We start from the raw sequence: 18,557 nt of genomic DNA, 5'->3' as shown, positions 1-18,557 counted from the left end.
GGGATCCGAAATGCTCGACGTAGAGACGCGCCTTCAACGTGCTGAGCAGCACGATGTCAGCCCGACATGCTTCTCAGAGTGTAAGTAACATGGAATGTCTTTTTCATTCTTACCGATGCCCGTGCGTCACGAAGCGGTGAGCAGGGGGGAAATCAACGACATGCGGGTCAGATGACTGGTGGCTTTCTGGTTGCGGCAGTGACAGCGTTTGTTGTCGCACAGTTGAAAGCCATCGCTTACGCCAATCGGTTATCACCCAGCCAGGCCGCCGCTTTTTGTGTCGCCAGGCGTCTTTGCGGGGAACAGCAGCAGGCCGATGTTGATGCTGGTCGAAGCGTTCATGGCGAATCCTGAACAGTGAAAAATGTATCATCGCTTTTCTTGTTAAAAGGCAACGCCTCTGAATCCAATACAGGAAAGGGCGCATGACTACAGAGGAGGAGATGGCGAATGCAACCGCTATTACAGGCAGGCTGTCATGCAGAAAGGGCGACTGGTCATGATGAACGTAGAAAATTCACTTTCTGGCGGTGCTAAGGCGCATTATGAGTGCTAAAACGCAAAAACCCCCGCCGAAGCGAGGGTTTCAAATTTGTGGTGCCCGAACCCGGAATCGAACCAGGGACACGGGGATTTTCAATCCCCGTGTCGCAATGTTAAATTTCGCGGCCATAAGTTATCAATATGTTAAATCGAGCCTGTTCAATAACAGGTAAGATTAAATGCATTCAAAATCAATAATTTGCGCAAACCCTTCAAGGGTTAAAGTGATCCCTGTCGTCTCGACAAAGGGTGGTGAAGGTAAGTCCACTCAAACAGCTAATCTTGGTGGATTTCTGGCCGATGCAGGTCTGAAAGTTCTCATCATCGATGGTGACCATGCCCAGCCTACCGCCAGCAGTATCTACCCTCTAACTTACGAAGCGCCCTGCGGTCTCTACGAACTGCTCATGCAGACTGTCGACCTTTCCAGCAGCGATAACATTATTTCCCGCACGTCTATCAACAACCTGGATGTCATCATTTCAAATGATCCCCGCAACCTTCTTCCGACCTACATGCTTAATGTTGCTGACGGACGCGTTCGTCTCCGCAATGCACTGTCAAATTCAGTATTTACCCAGTATGACGTCATCCTGATTGATTCTCAGGGATCGCGCTCAGTGATGTCCGAGCTGATAATTCTGGCTGCCAGCGGTGAAATGATAGGAATGGTCAAACCTGTACTGCCAGATGTCCGTGAGTTCCTTCGAGGTACGGTTGCACTGATGGAGGAGCTTCTCCCTTACCGGACCTTTGGTATTAACCTTCCGTCTATACGTATGCTCGTGAACTGCATGGATTATACGCTTCTGGCTAAAACCACGGTCGTACAGGCTGAAAGCATCATTCTCAGCGGGGGGTACAGTCAGCATTCAGACAAAATCCGTATAGAGATGCTACAGACTCGCATTTATGACCTGGATGTTTACAAGCAGGGCCATGCATCCGGATTACCGGTTCACCGGCTTGAAAAGAAAACATCCCGCAAGAGTGATTCTGCTTTAGATTCCATGCATAAACTTGCCTGCGAACTGTTTCCCGAGTTTAAAGAGCGGTTTGACGCTTTTGCTGTCAGCGGAGGGTGTCATGTCTGATAACCGCCGAAATATTCCGGGCCTGTATGCTTTGGACGCGGAACAGAGCGTCATTGGCGGCCTGATGCTGGACAATGACTGTTGGGATGAGGTTGTCATGCGTCTCGGTTCCGATGATTTCTTTCATAAGGCTCACAGGGAAATCTTCGGGGCGATGTCACGCCTCGTGGCGGCAGGCAGGCCGATTGACTTGTTGACGCTGACCGAGAGCATTGAAAGTCGGGGCAAGGACTCGCTTGAGCAACTGGGCGGTTTTGCTTACCTGGCTGAGCTTGCCAAAAACACCCCGAGCTTGGCCAACATCTCACACTACTGCGACATTGTGGCCCGGTACAGTCGCGGGCGCCAGCTGGCAGCCATCGGTAGTGAGATACATGCGTCAGCCTCCGCGCCGGGCGCTGACATCGCCGCCGCGATGGAAATGGCCGAGCGGAAAATCACGCAGCTGGCAGAGCGGGCCGAACCGCAGCAGGGCGTGACCATCATAGACGGACTGGAAAAACTGGCGGCCGAGCTTGAACGACGCTGCCAGACTCCTGACGGCATCACCGGCACGCCGACGGGTTTCGACGAGTTGGACGCTTTCACAAGCGGTCTTCAGCCTGGTGACCTTGTTCTTGTAGCCGCACGCCCCTCCATGGGAAAGACTGCGTTCCTTATTAATATCATCATGAATTCTCTGATGAAAAATACTGAATCCAACGGCCAGTTTTACAGCCTAGAGCAGCCTAAAGAGCAAATTCTGATGCGCATGGTCTCGTCGCTTGGCAATGTTGACCTGACCCGTATGAAAAGCGGAATGATGGACGAAGAGGACTGGGCCCGCGTATCGAATGTCTTTAAATTACTCACAGAAGATATTAAAGAGCGTCTGCTCATCGATGACACCAGTGATCTGACTCCGGCAATGCTTCGCGTTCGTGCACGACGTAATGCCCGCCGCTACGGTAACCCTGACATCATAGGTCTCGACTACCTTCAGCTCATGCGCTGTCCGGATCAGGAAAACCGCACCCAGGAAATCGCAGAGATATCCCGTTCGCTGAAGGCGCTGGCCAAAGAGATGGGCTGTCCTGTGGTGGCACTTTCTCAGCTCAATCGTGCACTGGAAAGCCGGGCTGATAAGAGGCCCAACAATGGCGACCTGCGTGACTCGGGTGCGCTTGAGCAGGATGCTGACGTCATCATTTTTGTTTACCGTGACGAGGTTTACAAAGAAAACTCCCCTGACAAAGGCCTGGCTGAACTTATTATCGGCAAACAACGTCAGGGACCAACCGGCACCCTGCGGCTGCGCTTTGAGGGGCGCTACACCCGTTTTGAGAATCTCCAGACCAATGTCAGGAGGTCCGCATGAGTAACGTGCGCAACCTGAACCTGGGCACTGCGATGCTGCAGCGGGGAAAATTGCCTGTACAGCAGAGTGACGATGCAGTCTCGCCTCACGTACCGGTCAGTGAAATGGCCATGGTGCTGACACTTGATCAGCTCAGGCCCAATCCGGACAACCCCCGAAATGCAAAAAATCCCCGTTACGAAGATATCAAGGCTTCTGTACGCGCACGCGGTTTGGACTCTGTACCTAAAGTCACATTAGATCCGGACGGTGATGGAGTCTATATATTCAGCGATGGGGGGAATACCCGCTATCAGATACTGTGTGAGCTCTGGCAGGAAACGGGCGATGAACGCTTTTATCGTGTTCACACCATATTTAAACCCTGGCCGGGTCGCCTCAAATGCCTCATTGGTCATCTGGCTGAAAATGAGGTCAGGGGAGATCTCATCTTCATCGATAAAGCTTTTGGTGTTCATAAGGCCCGGGTTATCTATGAAGAGCAGTTAGGACGTAGTGTTACCTTAAGGGAACTTTCGGAATTGTTGGGTAAAGAAGGTTATCCAATTGATAATTCAAGTGTCAGTAGAATGGAAGACACGCTAAATTATATTTACCCTTATATGCCCCGCATGTTGGAAAGCGGAATGAGTCGCGGACAGGTTATGCCGCTGCTAAGCCTGCGTTCCTCCGCACTGAAGGTCTGGAAATCTTTCAGTGGCGACGTCAAACCCAGCGTTACTCTCGATGACGTTTTTGGCGAAACCTGCCGTGTATTCGATGAACCGGACAGCTATTCCCTGGAAGTTTTCAGAGATGAGTTCATCGGCCAGTTGTTAAAAGCTCTTCCACACCAAAGCCTCAACTATGACCGCTGGCTGATTGAGCTCGACCCGAAAGAGCAGAAACGCCGCGAGCAGTTTGGGGAGCCGCCGGCCATGCCATCACTGACCCTCAGCCCGTTCCCGGAACGTTCCGGCGGGCACAGTGCTCCCCTTACCGTTCTGCCTGATGACACGACTTCAATCATGCCCGTCATAGGTCTGTGCTCAGGCACCCTCACGGGTTCAACCCGCCCAGAGCCGGCTCCTGAGCCAGCTGGTCATACCGTGCTACCCTACAGTAACGGCATCAGCGCCGTCAGGCTTCCGCGAAATGAAATCCAGAATGACCTGTTTGGAGGCCACCCCGTAATTACCGGTGATGCCGTAAGCACAAACAGTGAGCACGGCGCTGATCTGGTTTCTGCGGGCAGCCATTCTCTTGTTTCTGCGTTCAGTGATCAGGACGACACTGTGCAGGTAGCCGCCGGGTCCGTGAGCTTTGCCGAAACCGGCCTGGAGCCGGTCAGCGACATCTGGCTGATCCCGGCTATGCAGGATGATGTTGAACATCTTCAGGACATGGCTTACCGGCTGGTCTACGAAATTGCTGAGGGGATGGGCTGTGTAAGCGACATCAATGAGGACAAAAGCGCTGAGTCTGCCGGTTTTTCCGTATCCGGAAGCAGTGGTGAGTTCAGCCTGTTCCTTGCAGGCCTTTCTGGTCGTCTGCCTGATAAGCAGTGCAACATGTTTATGTTCTGTCTGAATTTTTTTGGCTCACAGGAACCTGCTGACACACCGGTATTTAACGATGTCATGGTGGTCAAAATGATGCGCCTTATCCGCATCATTCGCCGTCTGCGTGAGCTGCAGCGCCTTGCCGCTAAAGGGGGAGAAAATGTCTGATGACCTGAATGACGAAATGGCACAGGCCAGTACGGCTTTATTCATTCAGCGTGGTATTGACGCCGTCCGGTCCCGGCTCCGTTCTGACAGGCCCTCAAACGAGTTCTGTGACTGCTGCGGTGCTGCCATTCCTCTGGCCCGTCAGCGTGCGATGCCGGGGGCTGAACTCTGCGCCGACTGTCAGTACGTCGAGGAGAAAAAGAGCCGCCACATGGCGGGCGGTAACGGGAGGGGTCGTCATGGCAGATAAGTCCAAACTCACCCGGCGCATCCGTCGCCTGATGTCGCTTGGGACGCAGAACAGCAACGACCATGAAGCCGCCCGGGCAGTTGCGCTGGCCCAGCGGCTTATGCGCCGTCACGGCCTGACTGACGACCAGATTACGCTGAGTGAGATAGGTGAATCGGTCTGCGAACAACTCACCAGTAACGCCGAGAAAGTGCCCGCCTGGATGCACTCGCTGGCCACTGTGGTGTGCATGGCCACAGGCTGCCGGTGCTGGTTCGGCTGGTACGTTTACGTGAGCACGGGTGGGTTGCACCTGGTCCGTCGTTCACTCCACTTCTACGGTTTCGGCGAACGTCCTGAGCTGGCCCTCTATATCTATACCGTCCTGCAGCGCAAAGTGCGGGCGGCAACTGATTCGCACATGTCGACATACCGCAGGCAGCGCATTAAGAAGAGTACGCTTCGCGGTCGCGCCGACCAGTTCCGTGAAGGCTGGGTCTCCGGCGTGTGGCAGGTTCTGCAGTCTCTCAGTACGCCTGACAATGAGAGTCTGCTGCTGCAGCGCTGGCTGGCGCAGCGGCATTCGGGACAGGCTTTCTCTGCGCTTGTCACGCGCGAGGCGAAACGCTGTCGCGGCGACTTACTGGCAAGAAACGCAGGATGGTTCGCAGGCCGTCAGGCCGAACTCAGTCACGGCCTAGCAGGGGCGCAGGCTAATAAGCAGCTTACGGCGGGAGACACACACAATGATTAACACACTCTTACTGGGAGCCTGCCTGTCAGGCTGGCTTTTTGATGCAATACAACTGACCAGCCAGGTGTGCCCGGGAGGTGGTCTGTGAATCAAAACACCCTTTCCGGCGCGACAACCAGCATTCTGAACTCGCTGCTGATGGACATCAAAAGCGGCAACATACGTCGCTGTGAATCGATGGGCCTGTCCGTTGAGGAAATTCGTGCGCTCAGCGGCCTCAGCCTCGACGAGCTTCACTACATAGGTCAGTCGAAGGTGTCCGTCCTGGACGTCAAATTAAACCATGAGAACTTCTGGCTGATACTCAACCAGGCCCGCAACGAGCAGGCCCGTATGCTGATGATCGACCGCGCCCTTGAGCTGGGCGGCTCTATGGAGCTGATGGAAAAATACTTTGGCATGTCACCCTCTGATGTGAGCAGCCGTCGCCGGCTGATGGGCATTGAGAGCCGTCAGGGCCGGACGCAGTCTCTGACCGATGAGCAGGATGCGCTTCTGTGGAACGAGTGGAAAAACGCCGGTATTGAGTCGCCGGAATCACACAAGGCGCTGGAGGCGATGATGCTGGCGGCTGAGCTTCACAGCCTGTCGCTGACCGCCGTGTGGACGAAGGTCTGCCAGTGGTGCCGTGAGGTATCAAAACGGGTTCCCTCAGTACCTACGCTGCGTAAGGAAGCCTGATGCGGTTAAGCGACTTTACACGGCGTCAGCAGGTTTCCCCGTCGGTTCGCCGCCGGTCTCAGCAACTGTTCCTTGCGCTCTGCAGCGGCAAAAAGGTGTTCCGGCGGCTTACCCTCAACGGCTACCTCAAAATTGACGTCGGCCCCTGCTGGCGGATGCTCAGCAAGGACGGAGGCCGGCAGTGGTGGCTGATGGACCATGAGACATATAACCGTGAAATACGCCGGTAACGGACGACCAGCGATGACCAGACAGTGCCGGGTTTATCCCGGCACTGTGCTGTCTCAGGTAAAAAAGGAGAACAAAAAATGAACATACCCGCCGACAGCATCGTGGCGCACACGCTGTCACGCATGGAAAGAAGCCTCGAGCGCAGGGCAGTGAGCGGCGACGCTGGCCAGGAACGGAGCGGCCTGCTGTTTATGGGCAACGTCCACGACGCGTTTCCCCGCCGTTTATTTCTCGACACGCGCCTGTCGCCGCTCGATAAAACCGCCTGGGTGATGGTACGCCTTTACGCTCAGCAGAATGAGGGAGCGGTGTTTCCGACCTATGACGAACTGCAGGCACAGCTTGCCTCAGCACATTCGGACAAAGCCTCGCGTGAAACCGTGAGCCGTACACTGCTGATGCTAAGGCTTACGGGCTGGATAAGCCTGTGCAAAAAGGTGCGCGACGAGGGCGGCCGGGTGCGTGGCAACATCTATGCCCAGCACGATGAACCTCTGGGCTACCGTGATGCGGAGACCTTCGACCCGGGCTGGCTGACGCTGGTTGAGCAGAGCTGCCAGAGTAAGAACAAATCCGTGCGCATGACGGCGCTGACCATTGTTAACGACATTCTGCAGGACACGGGAATGCGCCATCGCCACAGCCGCCTTGCGTTGATTGAAAGCCGCCTGAATGCTCCGTCAACGCCGCTGGCCATGAAGCGTAAAAGCGGCACGGCACGACCGGGTTCGAAAAACGAACTCAGTCAGGGATCTGCTGAAAAATGCCCAGAAACACTGAGTTCGGGATCCGAACTTAGCCTGAAATCAGCTACTTATACCAGAGTTCGAAATTCGAACCGTAACGTACGTTCTTTCACACAGAGTGTGATTAAAGAAACGTACGTTGCTGACAAGCCGGTTCTGCCTGACAGTTTTCTGGCCGTGCTGAGCAGCGAAGACCGCCAGATGGTGAGCCAGCAGTTCGGAGCGCTGCCGGTGCCGGTGGCTGAAGGACTGAGCGGCTTGCTGCAGAACCAACTGCGCAGTGGTCGCCTGGCAAACCCGGCGGGCTGGATGTTTGCCATGCTGAAACGTGCTAGGAATGGCGAATTCCGGGCTTCTGAAGCCCCTGTGAAACCCTCTGCACAAGGGACTACATCTCATACCAACAATGTCGCAGATCGGCCTAGATCGGTCGCCGTTTCAAAGAATACTGCTCCCGTCCTGCCTGAGAACCGAGCGTCTGCTGAGCAAATCAGCGCGGCTATTGCCGCCATAAGGCAACAGTTCGTAAAAAAAAACTGTAATCAACTGGTTGAAAAGTAATCTTGCTGCGGGGCGCAGCAAGATCAAAAAATAAGCAGCAGATTTAAGCTCAGTACCAGCTTGCCAGTTAAGACTGCATACCCGTGATTATCGTTATGCCGGTGGAGAATGCCACTGAAGAAAATACACTACGGTGCTAATGGGCGGGTGATGCAGCAGTGACCTGCTCCCTTTAAATTAACACGCTGCTTCATTAGCAATTCTTCATTTACTGTTGGATAACTTCGAACGTCCGCTTCTCGCTCATAACGTACCTCCAGCTCAGTCAGCATGTCCGCTCTGTGCCAGAAGCGGACATTAATGATGGCGTGAGTTACTCATTACTGAGGTTTAAATCTTGAGGATAAATAACGGGTCTTCAGAGCAAAAAAAGCATACCCGGAGGGGCAGGTAAATTCAGCTCCTGACCATTTATTATCTGAAGACAGAAAATTTGCCGGTCATTTTACTGGCTCAGCTTTCTGATGCCTTAAACTGATTACCGGCAACTGCATTTTACGGGCCAACTGATAACGCGATTGCTTCACTGATCCCTTTATAAATCGTTGTCTCAACAGGCTTTCTTACCCGAGGCTCCTGACTGTTACGTTATGAGTTTAACGTCCAGGAATACTATTTAAGAACATGTACTCAGGCTTTTAGCTGGCTTTTCGCCTGTCGATTACGATAATCAGATTAAACCGCTTCCCACCGGCGAAAGAGAAGGCAGGCATTCACACCGCCAAACCCAAATCCGTTCGATAACGCATGCCGGATGGCTGAATAACGCGATTTTAATGCAACCAGGTCCAGACCCTCCGCGGACTCATCCGGATGATGTAAATTCAGCGTCGGCGGTATAACCTGGTCCCGTAGAGCAAGCACGGTAAAGATTGCCTCAATACCGCCAGCCGCGCCCAGCAGATGCCCGGTAGCCGACTTGGTCGAACTAATGGCAACTTTGCTGAATTTGCCAAATACGGACCGGATGGCCGAGAGCTCACCTTTATCACCAACCACTGTTGAGGTGGCATGAGCATTAATGTGCTGTACATCACCCGCACTCACATCTGCCTGAGACAGGGCAAGCTCAATGGCTCTTCGGGCTCCGCTGCCGTCTTCAGGGCCGGCAGTGAGATGCCATGCATCAGCGCTGGTGCCATATCCCACCAGTTCAGCCAGAGGCGTTGCGCCCCGGCTGAGAGCATGCTCTAAAGACTCGATAACCAGTATGCCGGCACCTTCTGCCATCACAAATCCGTCTCGTTCGGTGTCAAACGGTCTTGACGCTTCGCCAGGCTTATCACCATTATTTGTGGAGAGCGCGCGTGCTGCCGCAAAACATCCCAGAGTAACGCGATCTATTGCAGCTTCTGTACCTCCACAAACCGCAATATCGGCTTCGCCCGTTTTAATCAGCCTGGCCGCATCACCGATGGCCTGCACGCCCGCAGCACATGCCGTTATTGGTGCACCGATAGGCCCTCTGAAACCATGCTTTATTGAGACATGACCTGCAGCCATATTTGCAAGAAAAGAGGGCGCAGTGAAGGGGGATAAGCGGCGTGGCCCGCGTGTGTCGGTCGTTCTGACTGCGTCAGCAATCGCGCCGAATCCCCCTACTCCGGATGCAATCACTGTTGCAGTCCGTTCTTTCTTGTGTTCATTATCTGGCTGCCAGTCCGCCTGTGTCAGGGCTTCCTGAGCCGCAATGAGAGCAAACTCAATGAAGCGATCCATTTTTTTTCGCTCTTTGGCAGTAATATACCGCTCTGGCTCATAACCTGCGTCAGGGTCCTCTGCGAGTGAAGGGACCTGTCCGGCAACGGTTACGCCAGTACCCTCGCTGATTTCAGGTGGAAGCACTGTTATTCCCGATCGACCCTCAATAAGCCTTCGCCAGACGGTTTCCGTACCACATCCTAAAGGGCTCACAATACCGCAGCCGGTTATAACTATTCGTACGGAATTATTCTTATTCATTGTCGAAACCTCATGTTCTTTTTTGCATAGCGTCATGACATAAACCAGTACGCAGGCGAACGTTTACCCCTGCGGTTAATGGTTATTATTCGGCTTTACCTTCCACATATTTCTGGTTTTCAGGGCGTATCCTGAACCATATGGCATACATTGCAGGCAGGAAAACCAGGGTAACGATGGTGCCGGCAAATGTTCCACCTATCAGCGTATAAGCCAGTGTCCCCCAGAAAACAGAATGCGTAAGAGGAATAAAGGCCAGAATGGCGGCCATTGCTGTCAGCAATACCGGTCGGGCACGCTGAATTGTTGCTTCAACGACGGACTCAAAGGGTGTCAGCCCTTCATGCTCATTTTGATGGATCTGCCCTATCAGGATTAATGTGTTGCGCATCAGAATCCCCGACAGTGCGATCAGTCCGACAAGCGCATTTATCCCGAACGGCTGACTAAACAACAGCAGCGTCGGAACAACGCCAATCAGCCCCAGTGGTGCAGTCAGAAAAACCATCACCATCGCTGACATTGACCGCACCTGCAGAATGATAATCAGAAGCGTAATGGCAATCATGATTGGGAACAGCGGGGCCATTGCTTTAGTGGCTTTACCCGACTCCTCAATCGGCCCACCCTGCTCAATGCGGTATCCGGCCGGAAGCTTGTCAATGACAGGCTGTAATTGTTTCAGGATTGCCGTGGAAACATCGGGCGGCTGCATACTGTCAGCAATATCACCACGTACGGTAATCGTCGGGGTACGGTCGCGACGTCGCAGTACGGGATCTTCCATTCTTACTTCAACATCGCCAATCTGTGACAGTGGAATGCGCTGGCCTGACAACCCCACCAGGGTAAATCCAGCTATTTTTGCAGGATCGAGTCTGATATCACCTGCTGCACGTCCCATTACCTGTACGGAGCGGATGTCTTCGCGAACGGACGTAATGGGCACGCCGGAGAGCAGGAACTGGAGTTGCTGCGCCACGGCATTTGAAGTCAGTCCGACTGCCTGAAGACGATCCTGATTCAGCGAGAAGTGTAGCGTAGGCACGCGCTGTCCCCAGTCCGTATTTACGGTCCTCATAACGGGACTGGCCAACATGACCGCCTCAACTTCGGCTGCAATCTCACGCAGTTTGTCGGGATCAGGTCCCATCACTCGGTAAGCCACCGGATAAGGAGAGTAAGGACCGAAGACCAGTTGCGTTGCGCGGATACGCGCTTCAGGAGCGAGTCCGCTGGCTGCGGCTTCGCGTAGCCGTTCCTTGAGAATATCGCGGGCATCCTGGCTGTCGGTCAGAACCACAATCTTCGCAAACGACGGATCGGGAAGCTCCGGTGCCATCGCCAGATAGAAGCGCGGTGAGCCCTGCCCGATGTAAGAGGTGACAATTTTTGCCTCTTTCTGCTTTTTCAGCCAGTTCTCAATTTTCGCCGTGGTCGCACTCGTCTGCTCAATTGAGGTGCCGTAAGGCATCTGAACCTCAATCAATACCTCGGGACGGTCTGATGTGGGGAAGAACTGCTTCTTAACCAGTCCCATGCCGAGAATCGCTATAGTAAAAACAATGATGACCGTTCCGGCGACTATCCATTTTCGTGCGACAACGCGGGCCAGTAACCGGCGAAAACGGTTGTAGCGCGGCGTATCGTAGATTGCGGCGTGACCACCTGATACCGTTTTAATTTCCGGCAGCATTTTGACGCCTAAGTAAGGCGTGAAAACCACGGCCACGACCCAGGAGGCTATCAACGCAATACCCACTATCCAGAACATGTTACTGGTGTATTCACCCGCAGTTGACTGCGCGAAGCCGTTAGGCATAAAGCCCACGACCGTGACCAGTGTTCCTGCCAGCATCGGGGCCGCAGTATGACTCCATGCATAGGCTGAGGCCTTAATCCGGTCATAGCCCTCCTCCATTTTTACGACCATCATCTCAATCGCTATAATGGCATCGTCCACCAGAAGTCCCAGCGCCAGGATGAGTGACCCCAGCGTGATGCGGTCGAAGTTCTTACCTGATGCTTCCATGACCATGAAAACGACCGCAAGCGTCAGAGGAACGGCAGCGGCCACCACCACCCCCACACGCCAGCCCATGCTGACAAAGCAGACCACCATGACCACAAGCAGCGCAACGAAGAATTTGATCATAAATTCATTGACGGCAGAGCTGATGTTGACTGACTGATCGGTGACTTTCGTCAGCGTCATGCCGAGCGGCATGGATGCGTTGATGCTGGCCGCTTCCGCATCCAGTGACTTGCCCAGTTCAAGGCCATTCCACCCCTCCCGCATTATAATGCCAAGCAGAAGAGCAGGTTCACCCTGATTGCGTATCAGAAACGTGGCGGGATCCTCATATCCGCGTTCAACGGTGGCAATGTCCGACAGCAGTAGCGTTCTGCCATTAACAACAACGGGCGTTTTACGAATCTGCTCCAGTTTGTTAAAAGCACCGTCAAGTCGGATAAATACCTGAGGGCCCTTGGTATCAATTGAGCCCGCGGGCGTCAGGACATTCTGGTTATTCAGCGCTGAAAATATGTCCTGGGGCGAAACGCCCAATGTGGCCAGCCTGTCATGGGAAAAAGAGACAAAGATGCGTTCAGTCTGCTCACCAATGATGTTGACCTTTTTTACGCCCGGCACGTGAAGAAGCCGCTGGCGCAGTGATTCTGCATCGCGCACCAGTAAACGCTGAGGCTCACCTTTTGCTTTCAGAGCAAACAGGGAAAAGGTGACATCTGAAAATTCGTCGTTGACCATGGGACCAATGACGCCTGCAGGCAGGTTTTTAGCTTCATCCCCCAGTTTTTTTCGCGCCTGATAAAACTCTTCCTGCACCTGTGAGGGTGGGGTACTGTCCTGCAGCGACAGCATGGTGAACGCCATCCCCGCGCGGGTATAGGTCTCCGTCCGGTCGTACCATTTAAGCTCCTGCAACCGCTTTTCAAGTGGTTCTGCGACCTGATCCTGCATTACCTGCGCCGTTGCACCCGGCCACACTGTAATGACTGTCATCTGTTTGACGGTAAACGGCGGATCTTCTGCCCGGCCCAGTTCAAAAAAAGACATGATGCCCGCGACTGTGATCAGAATGATCAGGAATAACGTAATCGAGCGTTCACGGACGGCGAGCGCGGAGAGATTGAAACGCGAGTTACTCATGTGGCTGGCCTCCGGCAATGCTCCCATCACCCTGACGCGCCACGCGAACAGTTTCACCGTCATGCAGCAGGTGAGCGCCAAGCGCTACCACTTCCTCGCCGGCACTGAGCCCGCTGATAACTCTGGCCGTGTCGTCACTAATGCCTTCTAACTGCACAGCCCGCCACGATACACGGGCAGGCTCACCGGTGATCACCCACACTCCCGGGCCTTTGCCCGGGTCAAAGAGTGCGGCTATGGGTACCTGCATTATCTCGCGGGAAACCTTCCCGTCAGCGATATGCAGTGTAACGGTAGCACCCAGCGGTGCGTTGGCCAGCGCGCCCTCTAGCACATATCGTGCTTCAAAGGTGCGGGCTAAGGGATCGGCAGCATCGGAAAGCACGCGAAGCCGGGCACTGACTGACTGATTCTTATCGCCGTACAGCGTCGCTTCAGCCTTACTTCCGGGGACCGGTCTTAGCGTTTCAGGCAGCTGTACAAGGGCTTCGCGTTGCCCCGCCCGGGCCAGCCTGATTACCGGCTGCCCTGCACTGACAACCTGACCCGGTTCAGCAAGCGTCTCCATAACCACGCCATCAGCATCAGCCAGCAGAACAGCATAGCTTTTTGCATTCTGCGCAACGTCAGCCTGTGCCTGCGCAGCGCTGAGGTCTGCTTTTGCTGTATCTGCGGCGGCCCTGACCTGATCGTAAGCTGATGCTGAAACAGCACCTGCTGCAACCAGGCCACGGTAACGCGCTTCGTCCAGAGAGGTTTGCCTGACGCGTACGCGTGCAGCACTGACTGCCTGCTGCTGAGCCTGTGCCTGGAGGCCGAGATCGGCAGGATCGAGGCGCATCAGCGGCTGTCCGCGTTTAACCGTCTGGCCCGTATCTACGAGGCGCTCCAGGATTTTACCCTGTACCCTGAAGCCAAGGTCGCTTTGTGTTCGCGCAACCACCACACCGGTAAATGAACGGACATTATTATCAGCATCAGCCACGTTTACAGCCCTTACCAGGGGCGGCTGAGTACGTGGGTCATCGGTGCCGGATTTGTCACCACAGGCCACCAAGGCCAGCGGCAACAGGCAGACAGCTAAATTGACAGGTTTAATCCTGAGCATGGGTTACCTGAATACAGTGAAAAGATGGTAACCGCATTCTTATTCTTGTGACCATAAATGTCAATGGTCACAAATCAGGGAGAGAGGCTTCTTAAGATAAGCGACGAAAGGAGCACTGCAGCAGACTCAGCCGTATCGAGGTTGTACTGCAGCTGAACCGGGCTGATATAGGGCCTCATGACCAGAAAAACAGCCTGCGATGCTTCATCCAGAGGGGTTTTCCGCTCGAACTCTCCGGCAACTCTCCCTTCAAGAATAATATTTTCAATGGCTTGCCGGATACGTTCTTCATGCAGCGCTGCCGATGGCCATTTATCCCGGGCGGCAACGGCAGCAATGTCATAAAGCTTTCGATCGTGAAAAAACAGGTCGCTTCCGGCCTGCGTCAGGGCCTTCAGCATCTGCCTCATCTTTTCAGATCCCGTCGGGGCGTCGGCAATGGCTGCATTAACAATGTCCATGATCATACTCAGGCGGTTAGAGCAAATCTGTTCGCCAATTGCCTGTTTAGAATCGAAAAACTTGTATATGTATGCCTTCGAGAAGCCTATCGACTTTGCCAGATCGGATACGGTGGTTTTCTCATAACCAAAATGGGCGAAGTGTTCAGTCGCGGCTGCGACCACCTGGTCACGGATAGTATGTTCTGAGGGCCCCCTGCCGGGGTGAGTCGTTGTTTGCTTATTCATTTTTCCAGCTTAACGTAACAATTGTCGGTTGACAACGAGTGACCATTTGGTAATTTAGTCACAAATTAAGAGTGTCTCAAGGAATATTTATGTTCCCTTTACATCCCTTCGTACTGATGCTGAGCGCCGGTTTACTGACCGGTTGCGCAGTCGGACCGGATTATCACAGGCCGGATGTACCGCTTGCTGAACATTATATTACTGAGTCTGCTGTACTGAAGAGAAACGCTTCCCGGCCTGCCAGCTTTGCGCGGTGGTGGGAAGGATTTAATGACCCTTTGCTAAGCAGTCTCATTGCAGATGCGCTGGCGCAGAATCTGGACCTCGCACAGGCAACCGCCCGGATGGCACAATCAGATGCCGGACTAAGCACGGCCACAGCCGCACTGTTGCCATCAGCAAACGTCAGTGTGCAGGCGGGCCGGACATATCAGTCAACCGAAACCCCGCTGGGTCAGGTTCTCAGCTCAACACCGGATTTTAATCGTTACGGCAGCAGCTATGAAACCGATCTTAACGCAGGCTGGGAAATTGATCTTTTTGGTGGACTGCGTCGCGGTCGCGAGGCTGCTCTGGCTGATTATCAGGCTTCTGAAGCGGGGGTGATTGTCACCCGCCTTGCTGTTGCCGCCCGGACTGCTGATCTCTATATCACCCTGCGCGGGTTACAGACCCGGCTGGACATCGCTGAAAAACAGGTCCGGACGGAGCAGGCGCTGCTGGAAAAGGTCAAACTCCTTCAGACAAAAGGACTGGCCCCCGGGTATCAGGTTCGACAGACCGAAGGGGCCCTGACGCAGGTGCAGGCAACCGTGCCGGTTCTCCGCACAGGGCTTGATGTCGCAATGAATGCATTGGACGTTATGCTTGGTACTCCTCCGGGTACTCATCGTAAGCAGTTAGCGTTGCCGGGAGTCATCCCGCAGGCCCCGCAGATAACCTCTACAGGAACGCCGGCTGATCTGTTACGTCGCAGACCGGACATTATTGTTGCAGAGCGTAATCTCGCGGCCTCAAATGCGCGTATCGGTGTCGCTGTAAGCGAGTATTATCCGAAGTTTTCCCTCGGTGCCTTACTTGGCAGCGCAACGTCGGTATCCGGAGGGAATCTTTTCTCAGGCGGGGCCAGCCAGGCTGCCGGCGTACTGGGTCTGCGCTGGCGGCTCTTCGATTTCGGGCGAATTAATGCACAGATAGCTCAGGCTAAAGGCCAGGAAGCCGAGGCTCTTGCGGCTTATCGGTTGACAGTACTGCGTGCCAGTGAGGACGTTGAAAATGCGTTCTCGTTACTGATTAACAGTGAAATGCAGACCGTAACGCTGACCAGAGGAGTAACCGCACTGTCCGGGGCGCGCCAGTCTTCTTTTATCGCATGGAAACAGGGTACCGCAAGCCTGATCGATGTCTTACATGATGATCAAAATCTTCTGCAGGCTTCAGACGCCAGAGCACAAGCTCAGATCGAGAGCGCGCGCGCAGCTGTCGCTGCTTTTCGGGCACTGGGCGGCGGCTGGCAGTCACCTGCGGTTAGCGCTGATGCTCGATAAGTTACGGGAAATGTCCGTTTTTCGCTCATAGCGGACCTCCTGCCCGCTTTGTGCAGAAGCGGACCCCGCTAAAACGTCCTGTACTAAATTAAGGGGAAGAGCAATAACAATGCCACCAACTTAATTAACTGCTAAAATTAACTTTCGTTTTTTTTTGAAAAATATTCTTCTATAGAAGGGAAGTGACGGCTTATTGGTCAGATTTTAGCCAACATAATGCAGCATGAAAATTAACATCATGTTAAACCATTTATTATCATACAACTCATTGTTTTATATTTAAAAGAATAAAAATGATGCATATTTGTGTTCACATACTGTTGAATACTGTTTAAGGATGGTTAATATAACTCAGGGTTACTTGACGAGGGCACTAGTTTGGATTTCAAAAAAAATGACTTTAATGAAATATATAACCAGCCTACACCTGACAGTTACATCTCACAGCTTGGAAGACTGAATTATCGAAATGATGATTTTGTTTATGGTCCGCTTTTAAAGCAAATTGAAATCTATACGAAGCAGCGTGGAGAGTGCAAAATCATTGATGTAGCTTGTAGTTATGGATTCAATGGTAGGATAGCTAAATATAGAATTCCATACGGTAATTGGGATGAAAAATCATCTCCTTTTGCTAACACTATATGTAATGTAATCGGTATTGATGTCTCAGACAAGGCCCTGGCATATGCGCTAAAAGAGAATTATATAGATTATCTCATATGCCAGAATCTCGAAGAGGAAGAACTTGAAGAAGAGAATTTTAATCTTCTGTCAAACACGGATCTAGTTGTTGCTTCCGGTGCATTTAGTTATGTTGGTGTTAAAACTTTTTCTAAAATTTACTCCCACCCTGAAAATAAAGCTGATTTTATTGGTTGGCCAACATGTAGCTTCGATAAGAAAGAACTATTGTCTTTTCTTGAAAAAGAATTTGATCGCGTAGAAATCCATCCTGAAGTTTTTCCTATGCGAAATTTTGCGTCAAATCATGAACGTGATTCATACTTTGAAAATTTAAAAATTCACAATCCTGAATATATGAATAAGAGTCATAACGCATTGTCCGTTTTTCAAATTAATGCATATGGTAAAAGATGATGAAAAAAACACTGCCCCCTATTGGAATTAGTCATACTACTCATAGGATAGAAGATTTATACAATGAAAAACTCAAAGGGAAAAGTCAGCTTGTATTTCATCCGGCAGCTCAGCCAAATAGTTACCCTCACTTTGGGACAGTTACTTCGTTAATTAGCACTTTCGCACTTGCTAAAAAGCTTAAAGAAAATTGTGGTACAGAGTCCAAGGTTCTTTTTTGGGAGCTTGAGAACGCACCGGGCGACACGTGCGAAATTGATGGTTCTATTTTCTACAGAATGCTGGGTAAATCTCCTTGTAATGACTATGACTCTAAGTCCGAAAAACATTTGAAAGAATTTCGCAAGCTTCTAAATATTTTTTCTGATATTTCAGGCATTCCATATAACTCTTGGAGTTATAACGACTTCCAGTCTACCCCTGAAGTAAGAGAAATAATTATTAACTTGATTGAGAGGGAAGATGAATTAGCTACTCTTCTCTGCCCTTCAGAACAGAAATTTAAAGTAAGATTCGCCTGTCCAGTATGCGATTTCGCCGAAAAGACAGGTGGAAAGTATGCAGGTAAAAGTACAGATGGTGGCCGTATTTATGAATGCTCTTGCCCTTTACATGGTAGTTATGAAGGTCTTTTGTCTGTAAACAATACTGATCTTTTCGATATAAACACTCCTGTTAGAGCACTGGCTCGCGAAATTTATTATATATACAAGATGAAAAAGGCTGATGGACAAAACATGATGAGTGATGGTGCTGACTGGGTCCAGTACGCCACCCTAAACATGGAGGCATTAATACGTTATGGTATTCCAGTAGAAGATCACCCGCTCCGTTTTTTTTCGCCTGTAATATTAGATGAGTTTGGCGCAAAATTGGCAAAATCTGCTCAGATAGGTAGTGACCGTTATGCACACCTTCCCAAATATAACGTTGACTCCACCTGTCTTGAGCACACATTTGGAAGTGATATCTACTATCAGCTATGGAAAGAAGTCTCGGGTTGGTTAGAACATCCGCGTAAAGTTTTCAGGAATTACACCGTGAAATATTTCGAGGAATTACTGGGCCACTAA

At 52.2% G+C, this 18,557-nt stretch carries 15 protein-coding genes; 11 read left to right on the top strand and 4 right to left on the bottom strand.

From position 1 onward, the window contains the following. The first annotated feature begins 722 nt into the window (after positions 1–722). The 8 genes from C7433_RS09080 (at position 723) to C7433_RS09045 (ending at position 7,905) form a co-directional block, all read left to right on the top strand. On the top strand, positions 723–1,637 hold the full coding sequence (locus tag C7433_RS09080) for a ParA family protein (protein ID WP_110268052.1): 915 nt from the start codon (positions 723–725) through the stop codon (positions 1,635–1,637). Next, positions 1,630–2,994, top strand: coding sequence for an SPI-7-type island replicative DNA helicase (dnaB-PI, locus tag C7433_RS09075; RefSeq protein WP_110268051.1), 1,365 nt, complete (start codon positions 1,630–1,632; stop codon positions 2,992–2,994). Before C7433_RS09080 ends, dnaB-PI begins: the two co-directional genes overlap by 8 nt. Next, positions 2,991–4,703 (top strand): ParB family protein, encoded by a 1,713-nt coding sequence (locus C7433_RS09070; RefSeq protein ID WP_110268050.1) that lies wholly within the window; start codon positions 2,991–2,993, stop codon positions 4,701–4,703. The genes dnaB-PI and C7433_RS09070 overlap by 4 nt, the downstream gene beginning before the upstream one ends. Beyond that, a complete protein-coding gene (locus C7433_RS09065; protein WP_110268049.1) occupies positions 4,696–4,953 on the top strand; it encodes a TraR/DksA C4-type zinc finger protein in 258 nt (85 codons plus the stop codon). Before C7433_RS09070 ends, C7433_RS09065 begins: the two co-directional genes overlap by 8 nt. Then, positions 4,943–5,686: a DUF2786 domain-containing protein gene (locus tag C7433_RS09060; RefSeq protein ID WP_110268048.1), complete on the top strand. Its 744-nt coding sequence runs from the start codon at positions 4,943–4,945 to the stop codon at positions 5,684–5,686. The genes C7433_RS09065 and C7433_RS09060 overlap by 11 nt, the downstream gene beginning before the upstream one ends. Positions 5,687–5,770: 84 nt before the next feature. Continuing rightward, positions 5,771–6,367, top strand: a complete 597-nt coding sequence (locus C7433_RS09055) for a DUF2857 domain-containing protein (RefSeq protein WP_110268047.1) — start codon at positions 5,771–5,773, stop codon at positions 6,365–6,367. Then, a complete protein-coding gene (locus C7433_RS09050) occupies positions 6,367–6,597 on the top strand; it encodes a hypothetical protein (RefSeq protein ID WP_110268046.1) in 231 nt (76 codons plus the stop codon). Before C7433_RS09055 ends, C7433_RS09050 begins: the two co-directional genes overlap by 1 nt. 78 nt (positions 6,598–6,675) lie before the next feature. Beyond that, positions 6,676–7,905 carry an STY4528 family pathogenicity island replication protein gene (locus tag C7433_RS09045; protein ID WP_110268045.1) on the top strand — a complete coding sequence of 410 codons (1,230 nt, stop codon included), beginning with the start codon at positions 6,676–6,678 and terminating at the stop codon, positions 7,903–7,905. A 675-nt stretch (positions 7,906–8,580) separates the two neighbouring features. Here the strand turns inward: C7433_RS09045 and fabF are convergent. From fabF to C7433_RS09025, 4 genes are all read right to left on the bottom strand, one after another. Continuing rightward, positions 8,581–9,867 (bottom strand): beta-ketoacyl-ACP synthase II, encoded by a 1,287-nt coding sequence (gene fabF / locus C7433_RS09040; RefSeq protein ID WP_110268102.1) that lies wholly within the window; start codon positions 9,865–9,867, stop codon positions 8,581–8,583. 85 nt (positions 9,868–9,952) lie between these two features. Then, a complete protein-coding gene (locus C7433_RS09035; RefSeq protein ID WP_110268044.1) occupies positions 9,953–13,039 on the bottom strand; it encodes an efflux RND transporter permease subunit in 3,087 nt (1,028 codons plus the stop codon). Further along, positions 13,032–14,147 (bottom strand): efflux RND transporter periplasmic adaptor subunit, encoded by a 1,116-nt coding sequence (locus C7433_RS09030; protein WP_110268043.1) that lies wholly within the window; start codon positions 14,145–14,147, stop codon positions 13,032–13,034. Before C7433_RS09030 ends, C7433_RS09035 begins: the two co-directional genes overlap by 8 nt. Positions 14,148–14,221: 74 nt before the next feature. Continuing rightward, complete coding sequence (locus tag C7433_RS09025; RefSeq protein WP_110268042.1) at positions 14,222–14,836, bottom strand: TetR/AcrR family transcriptional regulator; 615 nt, start codon at positions 14,834–14,836, stop codon at positions 14,222–14,224. An 89-nt stretch (positions 14,837–14,925) separates the two neighbouring features. On the opposite strand from C7433_RS09025, the gene C7433_RS09020 reads away from it, so the two are divergent. The 3 genes from C7433_RS09020 to C7433_RS09010 all read left to right on the top strand — a co-directional run bounded on the left by C7433_RS09020 (position 14,926) and on the right by C7433_RS09010 (position 18,557). Then, positions 14,926–16,383, top strand: a complete 1,458-nt coding sequence (locus tag C7433_RS09020; RefSeq protein WP_110268041.1) for an efflux transporter outer membrane subunit — start codon at positions 14,926–14,928, stop codon at positions 16,381–16,383. A gap of 378 nt (positions 16,384–16,761) precedes the next feature. After that, on the top strand, positions 16,762–17,484 hold the full coding sequence (locus C7433_RS09015; protein ID WP_110268040.1) for a hypothetical protein: 723 nt from the start codon (positions 16,762–16,764) through the stop codon (positions 17,482–17,484). After that, positions 17,481–18,557, top strand: coding sequence for a hypothetical protein (locus tag C7433_RS09010; protein ID WP_146212556.1), 1,077 nt, complete (start codon positions 17,481–17,483; stop codon positions 18,555–18,557). The genes C7433_RS09015 and C7433_RS09010 overlap by 4 nt, the downstream gene beginning before the upstream one ends.

Origin of the sequence: Pantoea sp. PNA 03-3 (assembly GCF_003201175.1) — a bacterium.
In the GTDB taxonomy this organism is placed as follows: Bacteria; Pseudomonadota; Gammaproteobacteria; order Enterobacterales; family Enterobacteriaceae; genus Pantoea; species Pantoea stewartii.
Note: the sequence above shows the minus strand (reverse complement) of the source record. Positions and strands in the feature narration are given on the sequence as shown.

Bases quoted from the DNA above. Each gene is read 5' to 3' on its own strand.
- C7433_RS09080 (WP_110268052.1), top strand. From the start codon at position 723: ATGCATTCAAAATCAATAATTTGCGCAAACCCTTCAAGGGTTAAAGTG.
- dnaB-PI (WP_110268051.1), top strand. From the start codon at position 1,630: ATGTCTGATAACCGCCGAAATATTCCGGGCCTGTATGCTTTGGACGCG.
- C7433_RS09070 (WP_110268050.1), top strand. From the start codon at position 2,991: ATGAGTAACGTGCGCAACCTGAACCTGGGCACTGCGATGCTGCAGCGG.
- C7433_RS09065 (WP_110268049.1), top strand. From the start codon at position 4,696: ATGTCTGATGACCTGAATGACGAAATGGCACAGGCCAGTACGGCTTTA.
- C7433_RS09060 (WP_110268048.1), top strand. From the start codon at position 4,943: ATGGCAGATAAGTCCAAACTCACCCGGCGCATCCGTCGCCTGATGTCG.
- C7433_RS09050 (WP_110268046.1), top strand. From the start codon at position 6,367: ATGCGGTTAAGCGACTTTACACGGCGTCAGCAGGTTTCCCCGTCGGTT.
- C7433_RS09045 (WP_110268045.1), top strand. From the start codon at position 6,676: ATGAACATACCCGCCGACAGCATCGTGGCGCACACGCTGTCACGCATG.
- fabF (WP_110268102.1), bottom strand. From the start codon at position 9,867: ATGAATAAGAATAATTCCGTACGAATAGTTATAACCGGCTGCGGTATT.
- C7433_RS09035 (WP_110268044.1), bottom strand. From the start codon at position 13,039: ATGAGTAACTCGCGTTTCAATCTCTCCGCGCTCGCCGTCCGTGAACGC.
- C7433_RS09030 (WP_110268043.1), bottom strand. From the start codon at position 14,147: ATGCTCAGGATTAAACCTGTCAATTTAGCTGTCTGCCTGTTGCCGCTG.
- C7433_RS09025 (WP_110268042.1), bottom strand. From the start codon at position 14,836: ATGAATAAGCAAACAACGACTCACCCCGGCAGGGGGCCCTCAGAACAT.
- C7433_RS09020 (WP_110268041.1), top strand. From the start codon at position 14,926: ATGTTCCCTTTACATCCCTTCGTACTGATGCTGAGCGCCGGTTTACTG.
- C7433_RS09010 (WP_146212556.1), top strand. From the start codon at position 17,481: ATGATGAAAAAAACACTGCCCCCTATTGGAATTAGTCATACTACTCAT.